Source organism: Ruegeria sp. YTSA075 (assembly GCF_059610245.1).
The window spans coordinates 308,098-324,541 of record NZ_JBXWNG010000003.1; the positions used below are offsets into that span (position 1 = coordinate 308,098).

At 54.2% G+C, this 16,444-nt stretch carries 15 protein-coding genes and 1 tRNA gene; 8 read left to right on the plus strand and 8 right to left on the minus strand.

The genetic code is table 11. The features are described 5' to 3' along the window. Positions 1 to 7: 7 nt before the first annotated feature. The 4 genes from AC2FGE_RS07550 to AC2FGE_RS07565 form a co-directional block, all read right to left on the minus strand. A complete protein-coding gene (locus tag AC2FGE_RS07550) occupies positions 8 to 1,915 on the minus strand; it encodes an ATP-grasp fold amidoligase family protein (protein WP_496818595.1) in 1,908 nt (635 codons plus the stop codon). Between the two features lie 25 nt (positions 1,916 to 1,940). Continuing rightward, entirely contained in the window at positions 1,941 to 2,996 is a 1,056-nt protein-coding gene (locus AC2FGE_RS07555) for a glycosyltransferase family 2 protein (protein ID WP_496818596.1), read from the minus strand. A 31-nt stretch (positions 2,997 to 3,027) separates the two neighbouring features. After that, positions 3,028 to 3,690, minus strand: a complete 663-nt coding sequence (locus AC2FGE_RS07560) for a class I SAM-dependent methyltransferase (RefSeq protein ID WP_496818597.1) — start codon at positions 3,688 to 3,690, stop codon at positions 3,028 to 3,030. A gap of 95 nt (positions 3,691 to 3,785) precedes the next feature. Then, entirely contained in the window at positions 3,786 to 5,669 is a 1,884-nt protein-coding gene (locus tag AC2FGE_RS07565) for a glycosyltransferase family 2 protein (RefSeq protein WP_496818598.1), read from the minus strand. Positions 5,670 to 6,394: 725 nt separating this feature from the next. Here AC2FGE_RS07565 and AC2FGE_RS07570 point away from each other — a divergent pair. After that, positions 6,395 to 6,985 (plus strand): hypothetical protein, encoded by a 591-nt coding sequence (locus tag AC2FGE_RS07570; protein WP_496818600.1) that lies wholly within the window; start codon positions 6,395 to 6,397, stop codon positions 6,983 to 6,985. Positions 6,986 to 7,269: 284 nt separating this feature from the next. Then, the gene (locus AC2FGE_RS07575; RefSeq protein ID WP_496818602.1) at positions 7,270 to 7,941 is read left to right on the plus strand and encodes a hypothetical protein; all 672 of its coding nucleotides are present in this window, start codon (positions 7,270 to 7,272) and stop codon (positions 7,939 to 7,941) included. Between the two features lie 231 nt (positions 7,942 to 8,172). Here AC2FGE_RS07575 and AC2FGE_RS07580 read toward each other — a convergent pair. After that, positions 8,173 to 8,259, minus strand: a tRNA-Leu gene (locus AC2FGE_RS07580). 143 nt (positions 8,260 to 8,402) lie between these two features. Here AC2FGE_RS07580 and AC2FGE_RS07585 point away from each other — a divergent pair. Continuing rightward, positions 8,403 to 9,062 (plus strand): DsbA family oxidoreductase, encoded by a 660-nt coding sequence (locus AC2FGE_RS07585; RefSeq protein WP_496818603.1) that lies wholly within the window; start codon positions 8,403 to 8,405, stop codon positions 9,060 to 9,062. Positions 9,063 to 9,101: 39 nt separating this feature from the next. Further along, entirely contained in the window at positions 9,102 to 9,767 is a 666-nt protein-coding gene (gene lipB / locus AC2FGE_RS07590; protein WP_496818604.1) for a lipoyl(octanoyl) transferase LipB, read from the plus strand. A 471-nt stretch (positions 9,768 to 10,238) separates the two neighbouring features. On the opposite strand, the gene AC2FGE_RS07595 is transcribed toward lipB, so the two are convergent. Next, the gene (locus AC2FGE_RS07595) at positions 10,239 to 10,658 is read right to left on the minus strand and encodes an HIT family protein (protein WP_496818605.1); all 420 of its coding nucleotides are present in this window, start codon (positions 10,656 to 10,658) and stop codon (positions 10,239 to 10,241) included. 83 nt (positions 10,659 to 10,741) lie between these two features. Beyond that, positions 10,742 to 11,497 (minus strand): glutathione S-transferase family protein, encoded by a 756-nt coding sequence (locus tag AC2FGE_RS07600; protein WP_496818606.1) that lies wholly within the window; start codon positions 11,495 to 11,497, stop codon positions 10,742 to 10,744. A 189-nt stretch (positions 11,498 to 11,686) separates the two neighbouring features. On the opposite strand from AC2FGE_RS07600, the gene ctaD reads away from it, so the two are divergent. The 3 genes from ctaD (at position 11,687) to AC2FGE_RS07615 (ending at position 14,583) form a co-directional block, all read left to right on the plus strand. Then, positions 11,687 to 13,345: a cytochrome c oxidase subunit I gene (gene ctaD / locus AC2FGE_RS07605; RefSeq protein ID WP_496818607.1), complete on the plus strand. Its 1,659-nt coding sequence runs from the start codon at positions 11,687 to 11,689 to the stop codon at positions 13,343 to 13,345. A gap of 157 nt (positions 13,346 to 13,502) precedes the next feature. Next, the gene (locus tag AC2FGE_RS07610; RefSeq protein WP_496818608.1) at positions 13,503 to 13,985 is read left to right on the plus strand and encodes a GNAT family N-acetyltransferase; all 483 of its coding nucleotides are present in this window, start codon (positions 13,503 to 13,505) and stop codon (positions 13,983 to 13,985) included. Positions 13,986 to 14,091: 106 nt separating this feature from the next. After that, positions 14,092 to 14,583, plus strand: coding sequence for a DUF2244 domain-containing protein (locus tag AC2FGE_RS07615; RefSeq protein WP_496818609.1), 492 nt, complete (start codon positions 14,092 to 14,094; stop codon positions 14,581 to 14,583). Positions 14,584 to 14,607: 24 nt separating this feature from the next. Here the strand turns inward: AC2FGE_RS07615 and AC2FGE_RS07620 are convergent, their stop codons facing one another. Next, a complete protein-coding gene (locus AC2FGE_RS07620) occupies positions 14,608 to 15,093 on the minus strand; it encodes a GatB/YqeY domain-containing protein (protein ID WP_496818610.1) in 486 nt (161 codons plus the stop codon). Positions 15,094 to 15,276: 183 nt separating this feature from the next. Here AC2FGE_RS07620 and carA point away from each other — a divergent pair, with 183 nt between their 5' ends. Continuing rightward, positions 15,277 to 16,443, plus strand: a complete 1,167-nt coding sequence (gene carA / locus AC2FGE_RS07625) for a glutamine-hydrolyzing carbamoyl-phosphate synthase small subunit (protein ID WP_496818611.1) — start codon at positions 15,277 to 15,279, stop codon at positions 16,441 to 16,443. Position 16,444: the final 1 nt, after the last annotated feature.

Sequence of the window (16,444 nt, forward strand, 5' to 3'; positions counted from 1 at the left end):
CGCTGCTTTAGTTCGGGAACAACCGCGTGCCCGTCCACGCATCGCCCAACTGAGTGTCCAGCTCGGGCGTGCGCATCTGACGTTTCCCTCCAAACGGGCAGAGTGTAATTTCACCAAGGTAAATCTTGTCGCCAATCGCATAGAGGTCGACCCGCGCGAACTCGACCCGTTGGCCAATGGCTTCAGCGATCTGTACCATATCGTCATAGCGTTCTGGCTTCGGCTCCGTATCTTCGCTGGTCTTGAAGTACAACTCTTTGGGAATAAAGTTGAAACCCCGATCATGGATCATCTGCACATGCCCGCGCGAGCGATCCCGGTCGACCTGAACCAGCTGAACCCGCCCGGCGACAACCCAGAATTTCCAGTCGATGATATCCTCACCTTCGGCAGCGAGATCTTCTTCGATAAAGTACTGCGTATCGATGGTTGCGTACCACCATTCGGCCGCCCAATATCCCTGAGGGAGCCGCCTTCTGTTCCAATAGTTCATGCGTTCGTTGGCCAATTTGCGGTCTTCATCGCTTAACGGCCAGTTGATACGGCAATTTTGACTCTGTCCGTTGTTTCGCTTTAGCCAATAACTACCGAGTTCTAACTCCAGGTCATCGGGCAACCTGGGAATTGCAGATTGCCAATAGCGCTTTATCGGTGACAGAAGCTTCTGGGCGGGTTCCGGCACACAGCTTTCCACTATCAACTTGTTCGCCGGAGATGCCTCTGGCAAATCGGCAAACAGCTTCATGACCAGCAGCTTTTCTGTCAGAGTCTTAGGGTTCGAAAGGTCCGGTAAATAGTGGTGATGGCTTGCAAATCGCGACAGAGACATCGAAAGCGCGTTTAGACGGGTCGCGTCACTGATGTAGAAATCCCAGCCGCGTTTGTGGCCCGGCAAAGCCTCGCGGTTCACGCCGTAAAGGTTAGCTTCACGAATTTTATCCAGCTCATTTTGCGCGGTTTGCAGATACGGCTCATCTTTAGACACTTGCGCGACGGACATGACGCCATTGGTTGCCCGACTGATGGCCTCTTTGCTGATCCTCAATTCCGGTAGAACCTCGGGAAACTCAATTTCTTGCCGCTCGCCCCTGCGCCTGCGTGGCAAAGGGGCACTTGCTGGGTTGATGCCCAAGCTCCTTAGCCTGCGGTCCAAAAAGGAGTATCGCTTGACGCCTTTGGCGATCCACCACCGCATGCGGCGCCCCCAAAGATGCACGGTCAGTGTATCGTCTTTCAGATAGGTATCTCGAAACTCCCGCGAGTGAATATCGTTCGCCTGCCCCGTTTGCCTGAACGGGAGGGGGTAGAAAACCGAGACAGAACTTGCGTGTTTTATCTCACCATAATGCGTAAGGTACCATGTCAGTACACCCGGCCCGTAGACGCTATGCTCCTGATCAGAGGCATGGGGCAGTTCTCCGGCCACTTTTTTGCGTTCCAGTTCTGCCCGCTCTTCACCTTCAATCCAAGGTCGGATCGGGAACGGATCAAGGCTGTATTCGGTATAATCGCGCAATGCTGGGCTGTCGGACGGTAACCGCATGATTGCGTTGCAGATCGTCGTTTTGTTGAAATAGCCGAATATGTGATCCGCTTTTGGAATTGGCGCGAGCGACAACACATCTGTATCACACCATAGGAAATCAGTTTTTTTCATCAGTTGCAGGCGAAAAATGTCTGACTGCGGAACGGGCGTTTTGAACTGGTTGTTCATGATGAATTGCTGCGGCTCATGGATTTCATTGGCCGAGACCAATTCGATGCCTTCGGGGACGTTCTCGACTTCACCGTAATGAAAAAGCACTACTTTGTGGCCGGTTGCCACAAAAGACAGCAGACACATCTGCTCAAGAAAGCTCAGCGGGCCTTCCAACCAGAGCATTCCAATCGTCGGAAGGTTATTGTCGACAACCATTAATTCGCTACTCCGGGGGCTCTATTTACGTATCCGGTTGATTTTGATCGGATGGGCGAGACAAGGGCTCGCTACTGACGCGCTCATGTACTCCCCGATCCTTTTTGACAAACTTGGCCGCAGGTTTTTCCAGAAGCTTCTGATAAATATCTTGGTATTCAGGCATCTGCATGAGGTTGGTAATCAGCTCTTTGTGCCAGCGAAACGCTTTGCGGTGGAACCGCCTGAGCGCGTCATCGGATTTGAACTGCTCCAACATCTCTGCCGTTTCGTCCTGATATCGCAGAATGGTTTCATCCTTGGAACCACCCCGGTTCCAGCGGTCCCAATAATCCGTTCCAAGCGTATGTGACGAATGGTTTGCCCGTCCACGGCTGCGTTTAACCAGATACGCCTGGGTTGAACGCACCGCATAGTGGTTGATCTGTGCAACCTCAAACCCAAATGGCGGCGACACGTGATTTCCAAAGGGGGCGGGTTCCCTTGCGTGGCCGCCGGGTACAGACCGGAACACGCTGGACTGGCACTCGGGCCGGGGGTGTGGGTTGTGCAGACCGAAGCGGTTGTAAAACTCTCCCTGCCGGAATATCGATTTCACAAAGCGCCGCCCGGCCCCGCCTTCCTCAAAATCCAGTTCGCTGTCATGGAATTGAGCCGTAACAGGGGAATCGCGCAGCACATGCCGACCACTGTTCGAGAATATCTTCCAAGGGATCGAGATCACGTCCACATCGGGCGTCGCCTCGATCAGATCGTCAACCTTGTGGTTGCCAACATGAATATTCAGAAACTCGTCAGCGTCGCAGACATAAATCCACTTTGCTTCTTTAACCACGGGCAATCGACGCGCCTGCCTCAGGGCCGATCGGTGAATTCCCCCAACGCCGACCCGGTTGCGGCGAAACTCTACATGCCCAAGTTCCTGCAACCGTCGCAGGATGCGGTTGGTTCCGTCCGAACAATCGTTGGTGTAGACAATGATCTTATCAAAGCCGAGAACCTTGTGATGGGCCACCCATTCCAGGATATAGGGCCCCTCATTCTTCATGGCAGAGATGAGGATTTTCTCAGGGTTGTTCATCTGATGCGCTCGGTCTCAATACTGGGGCAGATTAGTCCTTTTTATCGACCTGAGGTTCGATTTTCTCGATCGCGATTTGTGCCCCTGCTATGGCTCTGATGCGCAGATGCCTTGGATACTGACCCAGGAATTCGTTCACGGCACGGATGACCCCATCCCCCCACCAGCCGCGACGGTGATAGTCGTCGAACGCCATGATGCCACCAATCTTCATCTTGGGGAAAAGCGCCGCCAGATCCGCCGAAACACCTTCGTAGGAATGATCCCCATCGACATAGGCGAAGGATATGCTGTCATCATCGAACAAGTTCAGAGCCGGGACAGAGAAGTCGCGGATAATGCCAACCTTCCCGTCTTCGATCTCTTTTTCGAACGACTTTTTGACCTTCTGAAAGATGGCTTCCATCTTTTCATCTTCGGTCCGACCGACAAAGGCTGTGGTGTGCGACTCTTCCCCGATATGTTTCCAGGGGTCGATCAGAAACAATTGGCTGGGCTCCAGCAGCTTCAGTATGGTCGGAGAAAACTCCCCCTGCCAAACGCCAATCTCAACCGCGACCCCACCTTTAGGCAGGCGGGACAGAAATGTCCGTCGGATGGCCTCTTTCGAATTTTTGCGCTTGGTTGCCTTGTCCGCCTTGGGTTTGGGCTGGCTTCCCGGCGCTACGCCAATCACCTTGGATTCATCTGACATCTCGACCTCACTTCGCAGACGGGTTTCAGCCTTGCTCAGAACCCGTTTTGTTCGTTGAGCTATCGTTACCACGCCAGCCCTTCAAGAACCAGAAGCTAAGTCTCTTCTGCGTTAAGTGGTGGTAACTTGTCGATCCCAAGCCACGGTGGTTGCAGGCTGGTTATCCTGTAACGGCTGGCATTCTGCCCCAAAAATGTGTTGATGGCTGCGTTCATCCCGCCATATGAGCCGCCGCCACGACGGCGATATGTGGTGAAGGCGATGCTACCCCCAGGGGCCAAAACACGGTCAATCCTGCGCAGCAACCCGTTCATAACCCGTTCGGACCGGACACCCCGGATCAAAACTACACCAACGGATTCGTCTTCGAAGAATTTCAACATCAAGGGAGGCAATGCACGATAGACGCGAAGACGACCAGCGATAATCGGTTCGCGAAAGTACTCAAGCAGCGCATAAAACGCGCGATCAAGATTCTGCAACTCTGGGGTCTGAGTTGTGTCCCGACAAGTGAACCGATCCCACGACAACCCCCAGGGACCTATGATCGTCAGCTGCGAGACAGCATCAACTGCGAGGATTTCCTCGACCAGCTCTGCCTCAACATGGCCGATCACAACCCAGGATTTCTTGCCACTTATCGAGTTCAGAAAGCTCTGGCGCTGCTTCTTAGTGCGCTCAAGTTCGGGGGTCGCTTTGGGCAGATACGCCGGATCCTTTGGGTCAAATGGCAGGGAAACTTGCTTCGCGTCGGTTATGACCGCGTGCTGAGCAACAGCCTCTTCGTAGTTCATTGTGGTATCCAAAGCATCCAGCCGCACAAACCAAGGATAGCTATTGGGTTTGGCATTCTCGATCTTGGACATCTTACCCAGTCGCGTCCATTTCGCAACCTGCGCAAACGTCACATCCGGGTCTTTGTAAGTCGCAGCATTGAAAGAAAGATCTGCTTCTTCCATAACCCCTAAATCCAGAGCTTTCACATAGCGTCCACCGCGAAAGTTCCTGTATTTCTTGATAAACTCTTTGGCCGCCTCGGTCTCTCGTATTCCGGCTATCCGATCCTTGTGAAACGCGACCGCCTTTTGATGCAGATGATTCAATACATCATCAGACCGCAACCGATCATAGCTGAGCTTCAGTCGATCCAGCCTAGACAGAATGGATTTTTCTTCTGTGTTGTTGAAACAGTGCAGGCGCCAGTATTCCTCGCCTGTTCCCTCCATCTTTCGATGGAATGATGAGGTTTTCACATCGCCTCGAAGACGCTTCATCAAATAGCTTTCAACGGACCGAACCGCGTAATGGTTCATTCGAAACAGCGATTGTCCGAATGCTCCGCCTGTTGTCAAATGCGCCCAGCCACGACGGCGGACCACCGGGGGCAAAGGATCGCCATCCCCATCCACCCAGTCGAATGTCTCGGCCTTACCCGGTATGGGACCACGTGGCCGGTGCGTGTTTATTGATCGGTATGATCCGTTGTTCCGAATCAAGGATTTAAACGCCCGCATATTGTGAGGGCTTACGACTCCCATTTCAGCCGCCCGGGTGAACTGTTCGATCACAAAGCGATCTTCGAATTCCACGACACCGTTGTGCCCAAATAGCTGCCATAGCGCTGCAAATCCATCCGCACGCGGCAAAGCCCGGAACAAGTCATCCAGTGTTCCGTCGCCAATGCGGATGTCGAAAAACTCATCCACATCGCAAACCATGATCCACTCGGCCTCTTTGTACCAGGGGTGCTTCATAGCGTTTTCATAGGCCGAAGCTTGCGGACCGTGCTCCCAAGGTCCGGGATTGTCGATATGGGCTAGAAACCCAAGCTCTTCGCAGCGCTTGAGAATAGCATCGGTTCCATCCGAACAATCATTTGAATTGACGATGAAATGTGTGAATCCTATAGACAGGTAGTAGGCGATCCACTCCAGAATAAACGGTCCTTCGTCTTTCATCGTGGATACGATTAGTCTCATCTATTCTCACCCGTGACCGTGTTCGGAACCGCAAGACTGCAAGCAAAACCGGGGCTTAGGCGGCACATGCAGGCGGTCTTGGCTGCCTAGCTTTGTTACGGGTCCGTATTGTGCTTTGCAAGCGCGCGCACGTGATCGCATCGACACGATAGGCCAACAATTCCACCCGCCGCCCTAAAATGCGTCTTGCCACATGGTCCGCGCATCCTGCACCACCACCAATGCGGTCTTGCCGAGGTCTCTGCGAAGTGAAGCTTGAAGGAAGAACCGTTTCAGCAAGTTTGTCGCCGCGATGGGCGAACGCGGCTTTGAACGGATTGAAGACCTGCCCCGGTGGTTCGTGACACATTTGATTGCGGTTTGCCCTTCGTCCAGACGGATTCAAACGGGCCGAAACAGCGTGGCCGCAAGACCTTTATATCGCCGCATTGCTGAGCAAATGTCGGTTGACGAGCATGTCTTCTAATCACTAGTGACATCTGACCCCGATCTAGCCGTAAGTAAGGATTGCAGCATTGGATTTCGAAGTCGCCAGCTTTTGGTCCGGTTCCGCTTTGTCATGTGTGGAGAGGGTGTGCATCCAGTCATTTCTGGACCATGGGTACACCTTTCACCTGTATGTTCTTGACTTGAGCCTCGATGTACCCAACGGTGTTGTCCTGCATGACGCAAGGGAAATTTATTCAGACGAAAACACGGAAAACCTGACAGGTGGGCGCCGACGCATGGCAGTCTATTCAGATATTTTCCGTATCTACATGCTGAAAGAGACCGACTATGTTTGGGTCGACCTAGATATCTATTGTGTGAACCCGCTGGATATCAAATCCGACTATCTGTTCGGGGTCGTCAAAAGAAAAAACGCGATGAACAATTGCGTTTTGCGGCTCCCCAAACACTCCCTAGCGTTGAAACTGATCCTGAATTTCCTGGAGTCCGAGGTTCCGATCCCTTTCTGGTTGGGGCGTGAGCAAGTGGACAAACTGGTCGGCCGATACGAAGCGGGTGAAACCATAACGTTGTATGACCTCCCCTGGACAACGACCGGACCCAGTGTCGCCCGCTGGGCGCTAAGCATCACCGGCGAAATCAGCCGTGGTCAGCATTGGCATTTGTACTGGCCGAGACGAGGCTTCCTTGATCCGTCACAGGATATTGAAGACTATGAACCCGATTGGGCACGGTTCCATCACTTTCAAGGTGAAACTCGGAACAACATCCGCTCTCAGTTTGGAGGCATTCCTCCGAAAGGAAGCTACATTGATTTTGTTTGTCAACGGCATGGGGTAGATCCTGAAAAATACCCAGTCGTTTAGGAGACCGAAACAGATGCCTGTAGAATTGTCGGATAAACGGAAACTCTTCTGCACGGCTTCTTGTTTCTGCCGAATTCTCAGACGATCAGGTAAGCCAAGAGTGAATAACTGACTGGAGCCTGTAACTGACCGCAGATGTTTCCGTCTGAGTGAACACAAAAGGTAGAAAGATGCACTTTCCAAAGAGGCGTTTTCGGCATGTCAAAAGTGTCGTACGAAAGTTCCGCAGCGAGTTTTCGCAATATGTGTTGGAACAGAGCCGCTCTCAGGTTTTGTGCGGCCCCATGGCGGGGTTTCGTTTCACCGAGAACGCATTCTGGGGTCAGCACTCTGATACAGCCACAAAGATTTTTGGTCTGTACGAGCAGCAAAACCTGGAAATCTTGAGCCAGTCAGAGAAACAAGTTCTGGTGGACATAGGTGCCGCAGACGGATTTTGGGGCGTCGGTCTTGTATCTGCAGGTAAGTTCGAAAAAAGCGCTTGCTTTGAAATCTCCGATAAAGGTCGTGAAGTAATCCTGGAAACGGCCAAACACAATGGGGTTGAAGACCGGGTCAGCATCTTTGGCAATGCCCTGGACAATACCGTTGATAATATTGCGACCGTGTCCTCCGATCCTGACGACATATTCTTCTTGATTGACATCGAAGGTGTTGAATTCGACCTCTTAACAGAAGAATTCCTACACCACTTTCGTGAGTCAGAATTCCTGATCGAACTTCACCCTCAAATGGTTGAAGATGGAGACGCAAAACTAAAGGCAATTGAAGAGTTCTGCGGTCCATATTTTGACATCAGGTACATCGATGGCAGCGTCCGGGACACCTCAGAAATGGACAAAATCATAAAGCTCGGTGACGATTTCAAATGGGCGCTCTTGTCAGAAGGTCGCGGGTTTCCAATGCAATGGTTACACTTGATACCTCGAAAACAGGTTGTGATATCGACGGCCTGAGAGGCGCAGAATGGGTGAGCTAAGGCTAGCAGCCAGACCTCAAACAGAGCGCTCTGCAGGTGCAGCCGTGATCTTACGCTCGTTGATCGCTGGTCGAAACAGGCAGCACGTGTCCGATGCAAAGGGATAGGACCGCGTAGGCGACGGCGGAAACAGAAACAATAAAGTTACTTCTTAGTTACTTCCAAAAACAAAGGGTTACGCCGAAAGGACGTAACCCTTTGTTTTTACTGGTGCGGACGGAGAGACTCGAACTCTCACGGGTGTTACCCCACAGCGACCTCAACGCTGCGCGTCTACCAATTCCGCCACGACCGCACTCTGCCATTGACTTGGTAGAGGGGCGTATAGACGCAGATGGGGCCGATGTGAAGAGGCAAAACAGCGCTGGTTTAAATTCCATTTGAACCGGCATATCTGTTGGGTCAGGTGAAACGAAAACAGACAGACTGGACCTTATCATGAACACCTCTGACCCACGCCCCGTTCTTCAGGTTGATATCGTCTCGGATGTTGTTTGCCCCTGGTGCATTGTCGGATTTCGGCAGCTCGATCTGGCCTTGCAACAGCAGCAGGTGTTGGCCCGTCTCAGATGGCATCCTTTTGAGTTGAATCCAGCCATGCCCTTGGAAGGTCAGAACCTGCGCGAACATATTGCGGAAAAATATGGCTCGACGGCTGAGCAAAGCCAGCAAGCCCGCGACAGGTTGACCGCTTTGGGGTTGGAGCTTGGGTTTGCCTTCAATTTCAATGACGAAAGCCGCATTGTTAACACCTTCGCAGCGCATCAGCTGTTGGATTGGGCTGAAACACAAGGACGGCAGCACCCGCTGAAATTGGCCTTGTTCGAAGCATATTTTAGCCACCAACGAGATGTCTCGGATACCGATGTTCTGATTGAGGCTGTGTCTGCGGCCGGGCTGAATCCAGATGATGCCCGCACGGCGCTTGAATCCGGCGCCCATGCTGCATCAGTGCGCGAGAAACAGCAGTTCTGGACCAATCGGGGCGTCACGGGTGTTCCATCCATGGTGTTTGGGGGCAAATACCTGCTGACCGGAGCGCAGGGAACCGAGACTTACACCCAAGTTCTGCAGCGCTGCTTGGCCGAGGCGGCCTGACCCCTTCCCCCTGCCCCGCATGCGCGATATGAGGCCGGTATGGAATGGAAAATCACTGATGGTCTGACCCGGTATGAGGATGCCGTTGCCTTAATGGAGGCGCGCGTGGCCGCGATTGCAGCGGGCGATGCAGAGGAGTGCGTGTGGCTACTGGAACATCCCCCGCTTTATACCGCCGGAACATCGGCCAAAATCGCGGATCTGAAGGACCCCGACCGCTTCCCTGTCTATGAAAGCAAACGTGGCGGGGAATACACCTATCACGGCCCCGGGCAGCGCGTGGCCTATGTGATGCTGAACCTGAACACACGCGGCCGCGATGTGCGGCAGTTTGTGAAACAGCTGGAGACCTGGGTGATTGCCGCCCTAGCGGAATTCAACGTTCAGGGTGAAATCCGCGATGGCCGCGTGGGCGTTTGGGTTCGGCGCGATGACAAGCCGCTGACCGCAACGGGCAAGCCTGCCGAAGATAAACTAGCTGCTATTGGACTGCGCCTGCGCAAATGGGTCAGCTTTCATGGCATTTCGATCAATGTCGAGCCGGAGCTGGATCATTTCAACGGGATCGTACCCTGTGGCATCACCGAACACGGGGTCACCTCGCTGGTCGATCTGGGCTTGCCTGTGACCATGGCGGATGTGGATGCCGCGCTGCAGAAGACCTTTGAAGAGGTTTTCGTAGCCCCACCAAAAAGCCATATTTGAATGATTCGAATCGCAATTTGATAGTTCGCAGACACAATCCCGTAGGCTCACATAGCTCTGTTTCCCGATTTCGAGGGCCTTGCACAATTATGTAACGATATTATCTTTCAATTTAACCAAAATTCACTTCTTTGAATACAACACCAATGTTTACGAGTAGCATGGAACAGCCAATCTAGAGTGAGTGGTATGTTAAACCGGTGATCCAGGGCTTGCCCTGTGAAATCCGATCAGTGTTTGGTTACGAGTCTGCCGTTCCGACCCCAAATCGGAACGGCAATTCTATCTCTAAGCATTCGATGAGCTGGACCACCTTCTCAAAAGCACATGATCCCTACCGGAAGATCACAGCGCTATCGTCCGTCACGGCTGGCCGGGCACTGGTTGCAAAGGCTTTGAGCGTTCAAAACTGACGTTTGCACTAAACTCTAGGACATCCCCCTCTTAGATAGCGCGTTTCCGTCGCTTCACTCAGTTCAGCGCCTTCCTGATCTTTTCTGCATGCTCGGCAATCAGATCAAAATCCCCCATATTGCCCGGCGGGCGCATTGAAACACCTTCGTGTCGGGGCAAAACATGGAAATGAAGGTGAAACACCTCCTGCCCACCAGCTGCTTCGTTGAACTGCTGGATGGTAACCCCGTCGGCCTCAAACGCCTGTTTCACTGCATGGGCCAATTTCTGCACCGTCGCCACCACTGCAGATAGTTGTTCGGGCGTAGCATCCAGCATGTTGCGGCACGGGCTTTTGGGGATGACTAGCAAATGGCCGTCTGATCGCGGCATGATATCCATGAAGGCCAGCGTGTCGTCATCTTCGTAAACACGGGTCGACGGGATTTCACCGCGCAGGATCTTGGCGAAGATGTTGTCGGGGTCATAGCTGGACATATGCAGGCTCCGGTTGGATGCTGGTTTCCTACCTGCGTTTGTGCGAGGCCCCATGGATGCGGTCAAGCCGCAAAAAACGAGTGTCACAGCGACAAGGGCGTCGCCAACCAGTCCTGATACATCCTGTCGCGGTGCGCCAACAAACCAGATGACAAAACCGCCCTCGTTTCATCCGAGACATGCGCGAACACAGTTCGGGTGCTGGGCCGCATGGCGCAGAGTATATCTGGCAAGGGTGAAAACAGGGCCATAAAGGCTGCGCAGTAGATATCTGCGGCAGTCAGACGATTGCAGAACAGAAAATCTCCACCGGTTTCAAGCTGAGCGCTGACGCGTTTCAGTATCTCATTTGCACGCCCTTCGGCCAAAGCGCCCGCCTCAGGATCATACCCGTATTTTTCCCCCAGATATGCGGCAATCTTGGGGTGGAAACCACCATCCCGTCCTTCAAGCCCCGAATGAATTTGCTGCAACCGCCTGTGCCAGCCCAGCCCACCCGGGGCCGCCAGTAGATTTATGAACTCCATAATCTCGGAGACTGCTGCCTCAGGAACCAAATCCGGGTCAGGCGCTATAAGCTGAACCAGCGAAACGATCTGGGCCGCGTCCGAAACCGGGCTTTCGTCTTCCCAGAAAACAACCGGCGCGCTGTCTGTCTGCGCCCAAACAGCCTGTGCGCGGTCCTGCTGGTCCAAATAGACGGGCATCCAGGGGATGTCCTTGACGTAGAGCAATCCTTTGACCGCCTCGCTCCAGGGGCTGGGCACGCCGCCGACCACAATCATACGCAGACCTGACGCTGCTTTTGCCTGCTCGGTCGTCGCGTATTTCAACGCCATTTGGACTCCTCCAATGATGCTACATGTGCACTTATACCAAGTGCCGCAACCGCTGCCCGCGACAATTAATCTTGATCCATATCAAACTCGACCATTGAAGGCGCCCTCTTCGCATTCTAAAACCAGCAGGAATCCCGCGCGTTGGAGAGGTCCGACTGCGCGGTGCAGTTGCAACAGGAGGCACCTATAATGGCAGACGCAGCCATTCATGGTCACGATCATGAAGACCAGCGCAGTTTCTTTGTGCGTTGGTTCATGTCGACCAACCACAAAGACATCGGGATTCTATACCTGATCTTCTCGGCTCTGGCCGGTCTGATCTCGGTGATGATGACCGTTTACATGCGGCTTGAACTGATGCACCCCGGTGTGCAGTACATGTGCCTCGAAGGGTTCATGGCCGATCCATGTACCCCGAACGGGCACCTGTGGAACGTCATGATCACCTATCACGGTGTTCTGATGATGTTCTTCGTTGTCATCCCGGCCCTGTTTGGCGGTTTTGGCAACTATTTCATGCCGTTGCAGATCGGTGCACCGGATATGGCGTTCCCACGGATGAACAACCTGTCCTTCTGGCTGTATGTCGCTGGCACCTCGCTGGGTGTTGCTTCGCTGCTGAGCCCTGGCGGTAATGACCAGCTTGGCTCGGGCGTGGGTTGGGTTCTGTATCCACCGCTGTCCACGACCGAGGGCGGCATGTCCATGGACCTTGCGATCTTCGCCGTGCACGTATCGGGCGCCTCCTCGATCCTCGGCGCGATCAACATGATCACCACCTTCCTGAACATGCGCGCCCCGGGCATGACCCTGTTCAAGGTGCCGCTGTTCAGCTGGTCGATCTTCATCACCTCGTGGCTGATTCTGTTGTCCCTGCCGGTTCTGGCTGGCGCAATCACCATGTTGCTGATGGACCGCAACTTTGGCTTCACCTTCTTTGATCCGGCCGGTGGCGGTGACCCGATCCTGTATCAGCACATCCTGTGGTTCTTCGGCCACCCGGAAGTGTATATCGTGATCCTGCCGGGCTTCGGTATCATCAGCCACGTGATCGCGACCTTCTCGCGCAAGCCGATCTTTGGCTACCTGCCGATGGTCTGGGCGATCATCGCAATCGGTGTTCTGGGCTTCGTTGTGTGGGCACACCACATGTACACGGTTGGCATGTCACTGCGTCAGCAGGCTTACTTCATGCTGGCCACGATGGTCATCGCGGTACCGACCGGTGTTAAGGTCTTCTCGTGGATTGCGACCATGTGGGGCGGCTCCATCGAGTTCAAGACGCCGATGCTGTTTGCCTTCGGCTTCCTGTTCCTGTTCACCGTTGGCGGTGTGACCGGTGTGGTTCTGTCGCAGGCCGGTATCGACCGCGCCTATCACGACACCTACTACGTGGTGGCACACTTCCACTATGTGATGAGCTTGGGTGCCGTCTTCGCGATCTTCGCGGGTGTGTACTTCTACTTCTCGAAGATGACGGGTCGTCAGTACTCGGAGTTCTGGGGCAAGGTTCATTTCTGGCTGTTCTTCATCGGCGCCAACCTGACCTTCTTCCCGCAGCACTTCCTGGGCCGTCAGGGCATGCCGCGCCGCTATATCGACTATCCCGAAGCGTTCGCGCAGTGGAACTATGTCTCGTCGATTGGCGCGTTCATCTCGTTCGCCTCGTTCATCCTGTTCTTCGGCATCGTGATCTACGCCCTGCTGCGTGGCGCGAAAGAAACCCGTCCGAACCCGTGGAACGAATACGCGGACACGCTGGAATGGACCCTGCCGACACCGCCGCCTGAACACACGTTCGAGCAGCTGCCAAAGCAGGAAGACTGGGATAAGGGCCACGCGCACTGATCCGGTCAGAGAGCACAGAAAACCCCGCCCGAACCGGCGGGGTTTTTCTTTTTCAGGCAGTTCTCAAAAATCCACGCTATACCTACCCCAACACAGATACGACGGTAGCCGGTGGATTGTGCGGAAAGTACAAACAACAACATTTGCAGGGACAATCATGCCGACGACTGATGCCCATAGGATCGAGCCTGCAAGCACAATGATTCCGGATATCCTAAGCCTTGTACGGCAGAGCTTTGCCTATATGGAACAGCGGATTGATCCGCCCTCGTCAATGCACCGCCTGACCGAGGATAGCATCCGCAAGACCTGCACTGAAGGCGAGGTTTGGGTCATGGGTGACAGGCCAGATTGTTGCATCTTTCTGACGCCGAAAGGTAATTGCCTCTCTGTTGGCAAACTGTCTGTCCGCGATGACATGCGCGGGAAAGGGCTTGCCAGATCGTTGATTGAATTGGCCGGGCAACGCGCGCGGTCAATGGGGCTTTCCTGTCTGGAGCTGGAAACGCGGATCGAGCTGACTGAGAACCACAACACCTTCCAACGCATGGGGTTTGTCAAAGCCGGCGAAGGGGCGCATGTTGGATTTGATCGCCCAACTTACATCATTATGCAAAAGCCTGTTGTAAGGGATACATAACCGCCGCTGTTGCAGGCTTGAACCATAGCTTGCTTGCGGCCTGATTTGTCGCATAAACCATCAAACCGCCCTTCGACACGCGCCTCGACTACGCTAAGTTTCAGCCATGCCCTATCAATGGACCCAGACCTCGGACAGTGAACAACAGCTGCGCTTGTGGCCGCACAATTCGCTGCCGCCACGTGGTGCGATGATTGTTATCCTATCGGTATTTCTATTCGGTCTGATCCCAATCCTGGCGATGCTGGGATCTGCGATACTGTGGGGCCTGTTGCCCTTTCTGCTTGTGACGGTACTGGGCCTGTGGCTGGCCATTCAGACGAACTATAAAGCGCGTAGCGTGTTTGAGGTGCTCACACTGAACGGAACCCGCGCGCAGCTGATCCACCGCACACCCGGCAAGCAGCAGCAGGAATGGTCCTGCAACCGCTATTGGGCGCGTGCAGAGATGCACAGGAAAGGCGGCCCGGTTCCGTATTACGTTACCCTTGTGGGAGACGGGCGCGAAGTCGAAATCGGTGCGTTCCTATCCGAAGAGGAACGCATCAGGCTGTATGATGAGCTGGTGGAACGACTGCGCGGACCAGCCGCGCAGTAGCTGCACTCACATCTGGCTAAGTGTTTAGCAGCCGCCGTTTGATGCGGCGCATAGGTGGTCTTTGACCATCGGGCCAACCCGTCCAAAATCCATCTGGCCGGTATAGCGGGTCTTAAGCTCGCCCATCACCTTGCCCATATCCCGGATCGAACCGGCACCTGTGGCAGTGATCGCGGATTGGATCGCCCGTGTGACCTCATCTTCATCCAATTGCTTGGGCAGGAACTCCTCAATAATCGCAACCTCACGCATTTCACGTTCGGCCAGGTCCAGGCGTCCGCCCTCTTCATAGGCGCGGGCGCTTTCCTTGCGCTGCTTGGTCATTTTACCAAGAATTTCAAGAACCTCGGCATCACCACAGCCCTTCGCCTCTTCATTGTCAGAAGCGCGCGAGGCGATATCTCGATCCTTGATTGCGGCGTTGATCAGACGCAGCGTCGACAGACGCTCTGCCGCTTTGTCTTTCATTGCTTGCTTCAGGGCAGTGTTCACCCGTGATCGCATGTCCATTTGGTTTGTCCATCCCCATGACAAAGGAACCCCGAACATATCCAAACAAAAAGCATGATACAACAGGGTGCGAAACCACTTAACCTATTGATAAATAACAATAGCCAAAAATTTGAACACACTTGACCCGAAGGCATAACCCCCTTAGTTATGCGCCGATTTACCCTTTAGGAGAGTTGCGCCATGGTCCAGAATGCCCCGTCCAAGCCCACCGCATGTCTGGCTCTGGCCGACGGAACCCTGTTTTACGGCGTAGGCTTCGGCGCAACCGGCCAAACCGTGGCCGAGCTGTGTTTTAACACCGCGATGACAGGGTATCAGGAAATCATGACTGATCCCTCCTACGCTGGGCAGATCGTCACCTTCACCTTCCCGCATATCGGCAACGTCGGTGTGAACCCTGAAGATGACGAAACCGGCGATCCGGTGGCCGCCGGTATGGTGGTCAAATGGGATCCAACCGAACCCTCGAACTGGCGTTCCGCCGAAGAGTTGAAGGATTGGCTGGCCCGCCGTGGCCGGATCGCCATTGGCGGTGTTGATACCCGCCGCCTGACCCGCGCGATCCGTCAGCAAGGCGCACCGCATGTGGCCCTAGCCCATGATCCAGAGGGGAATTTCGATATTGAAGCGCTAATTGCAGCGGCCCGTGGGTTTGCCGGTCTGGAAGGCATGGACCTGGCCAAAGAGGTTACCTGCGCCCAAAGCTATCGCTGGGATGAAATGCGCTGGGCCTGGCCCGAGGGCTATGCCCGTCAGGACGCACCTGTTCATAAGGTCGTGGCAATCGACTATGGTGCCAAGCGCAACATTCTACGCTGTCTTGCCTCGGCGGGCTGCGATGTCACCGTGCTGCCGGCAACCGCCACTGCCGCCGAGGTTCTGGCTCACAATCCCGACGGAGTGTTCCTGTCAAACGGTCCGGGCGATCCCGCCGCGACAGGTAAATACGCCGTGCCGATGATCAAAGAAATTCTTGAGACGACAGAATTGCCGGTTTTTGGCATCTGCCTGGGTCACCAGATGCTGGCGCTGGCGCTGGGGGGGCAGACCATCAAGATGAACCACGGTCACCATGGTGCGAACCACCCGGTTAAGGATCTTGAGACCGGAAAGGTCGAAATTACTTCGATGAATCATGGCTTTGCTGTGGATGCCGAGACCCTACCCGAGGGCATTGTGGAAACTCATCGGTCTTTGTTTGACGGATCAAACTGCGGCATTCGCATGACGGATCGCCCGGTCTATTCAGTACAATATCACCCTGAGGCCTCACCGGGACCGCAGGACAGTTTCTACCTGTTCGAACGTTTCGCAGACGCCATGGCAGGACGTAAAGAGCAAGCATAAT

What these genes read in the sequence shown, in the direction of transcription:
- AC2FGE_RS07550 (WP_496818595.1), bottom strand. Translation starts at nt 1,915, where the DNA reads ATGGTTGTCGACAATAACCTTCCGACGATTGGAATGCTCTGGTTGGAA.
- AC2FGE_RS07555 (WP_496818596.1), bottom strand. Translation starts at nt 2,996, where the DNA reads ATGAACAACCCTGAGAAAATCCTCATCTCTGCCATGAAGAATGAGGGG.
- AC2FGE_RS07560 (WP_496818597.1), bottom strand. Translation starts at nt 3,690, where the DNA reads ATGTCAGATGAATCCAAGGTGATTGGCGTAGCGCCGGGAAGCCAGCCC.
- AC2FGE_RS07565 (WP_496818598.1), bottom strand. Translation starts at nt 5,669, where the DNA reads ATGAGACTAATCGTATCCACGATGAAAGACGAAGGACCGTTTATTCTG.
- AC2FGE_RS07570 (WP_496818600.1), top strand. Translation starts at nt 6,395, where the DNA reads ATGGCAGTCTATTCAGATATTTTCCGTATCTACATGCTGAAAGAGACC.
- AC2FGE_RS07575 (WP_496818602.1), top strand. Translation starts at nt 7,270, where the DNA reads ATGGCGGGGTTTCGTTTCACCGAGAACGCATTCTGGGGTCAGCACTCT.
- AC2FGE_RS07585 (WP_496818603.1), top strand. Translation starts at nt 8,403, where the DNA reads ATGAACACCTCTGACCCACGCCCCGTTCTTCAGGTTGATATCGTCTCG.
- lipB (WP_496818604.1), top strand. Translation starts at nt 9,102, where the DNA reads ATGGAATGGAAAATCACTGATGGTCTGACCCGGTATGAGGATGCCGTT.
- AC2FGE_RS07595 (WP_496818605.1), bottom strand. Translation starts at nt 10,658, where the DNA reads ATGTCCAGCTATGACCCCGACAACATCTTCGCCAAGATCCTGCGCGGT.
- AC2FGE_RS07600 (WP_496818606.1), bottom strand. Translation starts at nt 11,497, where the DNA reads ATGGCGTTGAAATACGCGACGACCGAGCAGGCAAAAGCAGCGTCAGGT.
- ctaD (WP_496818607.1), top strand. Translation starts at nt 11,687, where the DNA reads ATGGCAGACGCAGCCATTCATGGTCACGATCATGAAGACCAGCGCAGT.
- AC2FGE_RS07610 (WP_496818608.1), top strand. Translation starts at nt 13,503, where the DNA reads ATGCCGACGACTGATGCCCATAGGATCGAGCCTGCAAGCACAATGATT.
- AC2FGE_RS07615 (WP_496818609.1), top strand. Translation starts at nt 14,092, where the DNA reads ATGCCCTATCAATGGACCCAGACCTCGGACAGTGAACAACAGCTGCGC.
- AC2FGE_RS07620 (WP_496818610.1), bottom strand. Translation starts at nt 15,093, where the DNA reads ATGGACATGCGATCACGGGTGAACACTGCCCTGAAGCAAGCAATGAAA.
- carA (WP_496818611.1), top strand. Translation starts at nt 15,277, where the DNA reads ATGGTCCAGAATGCCCCGTCCAAGCCCACCGCATGTCTGGCTCTGGCC.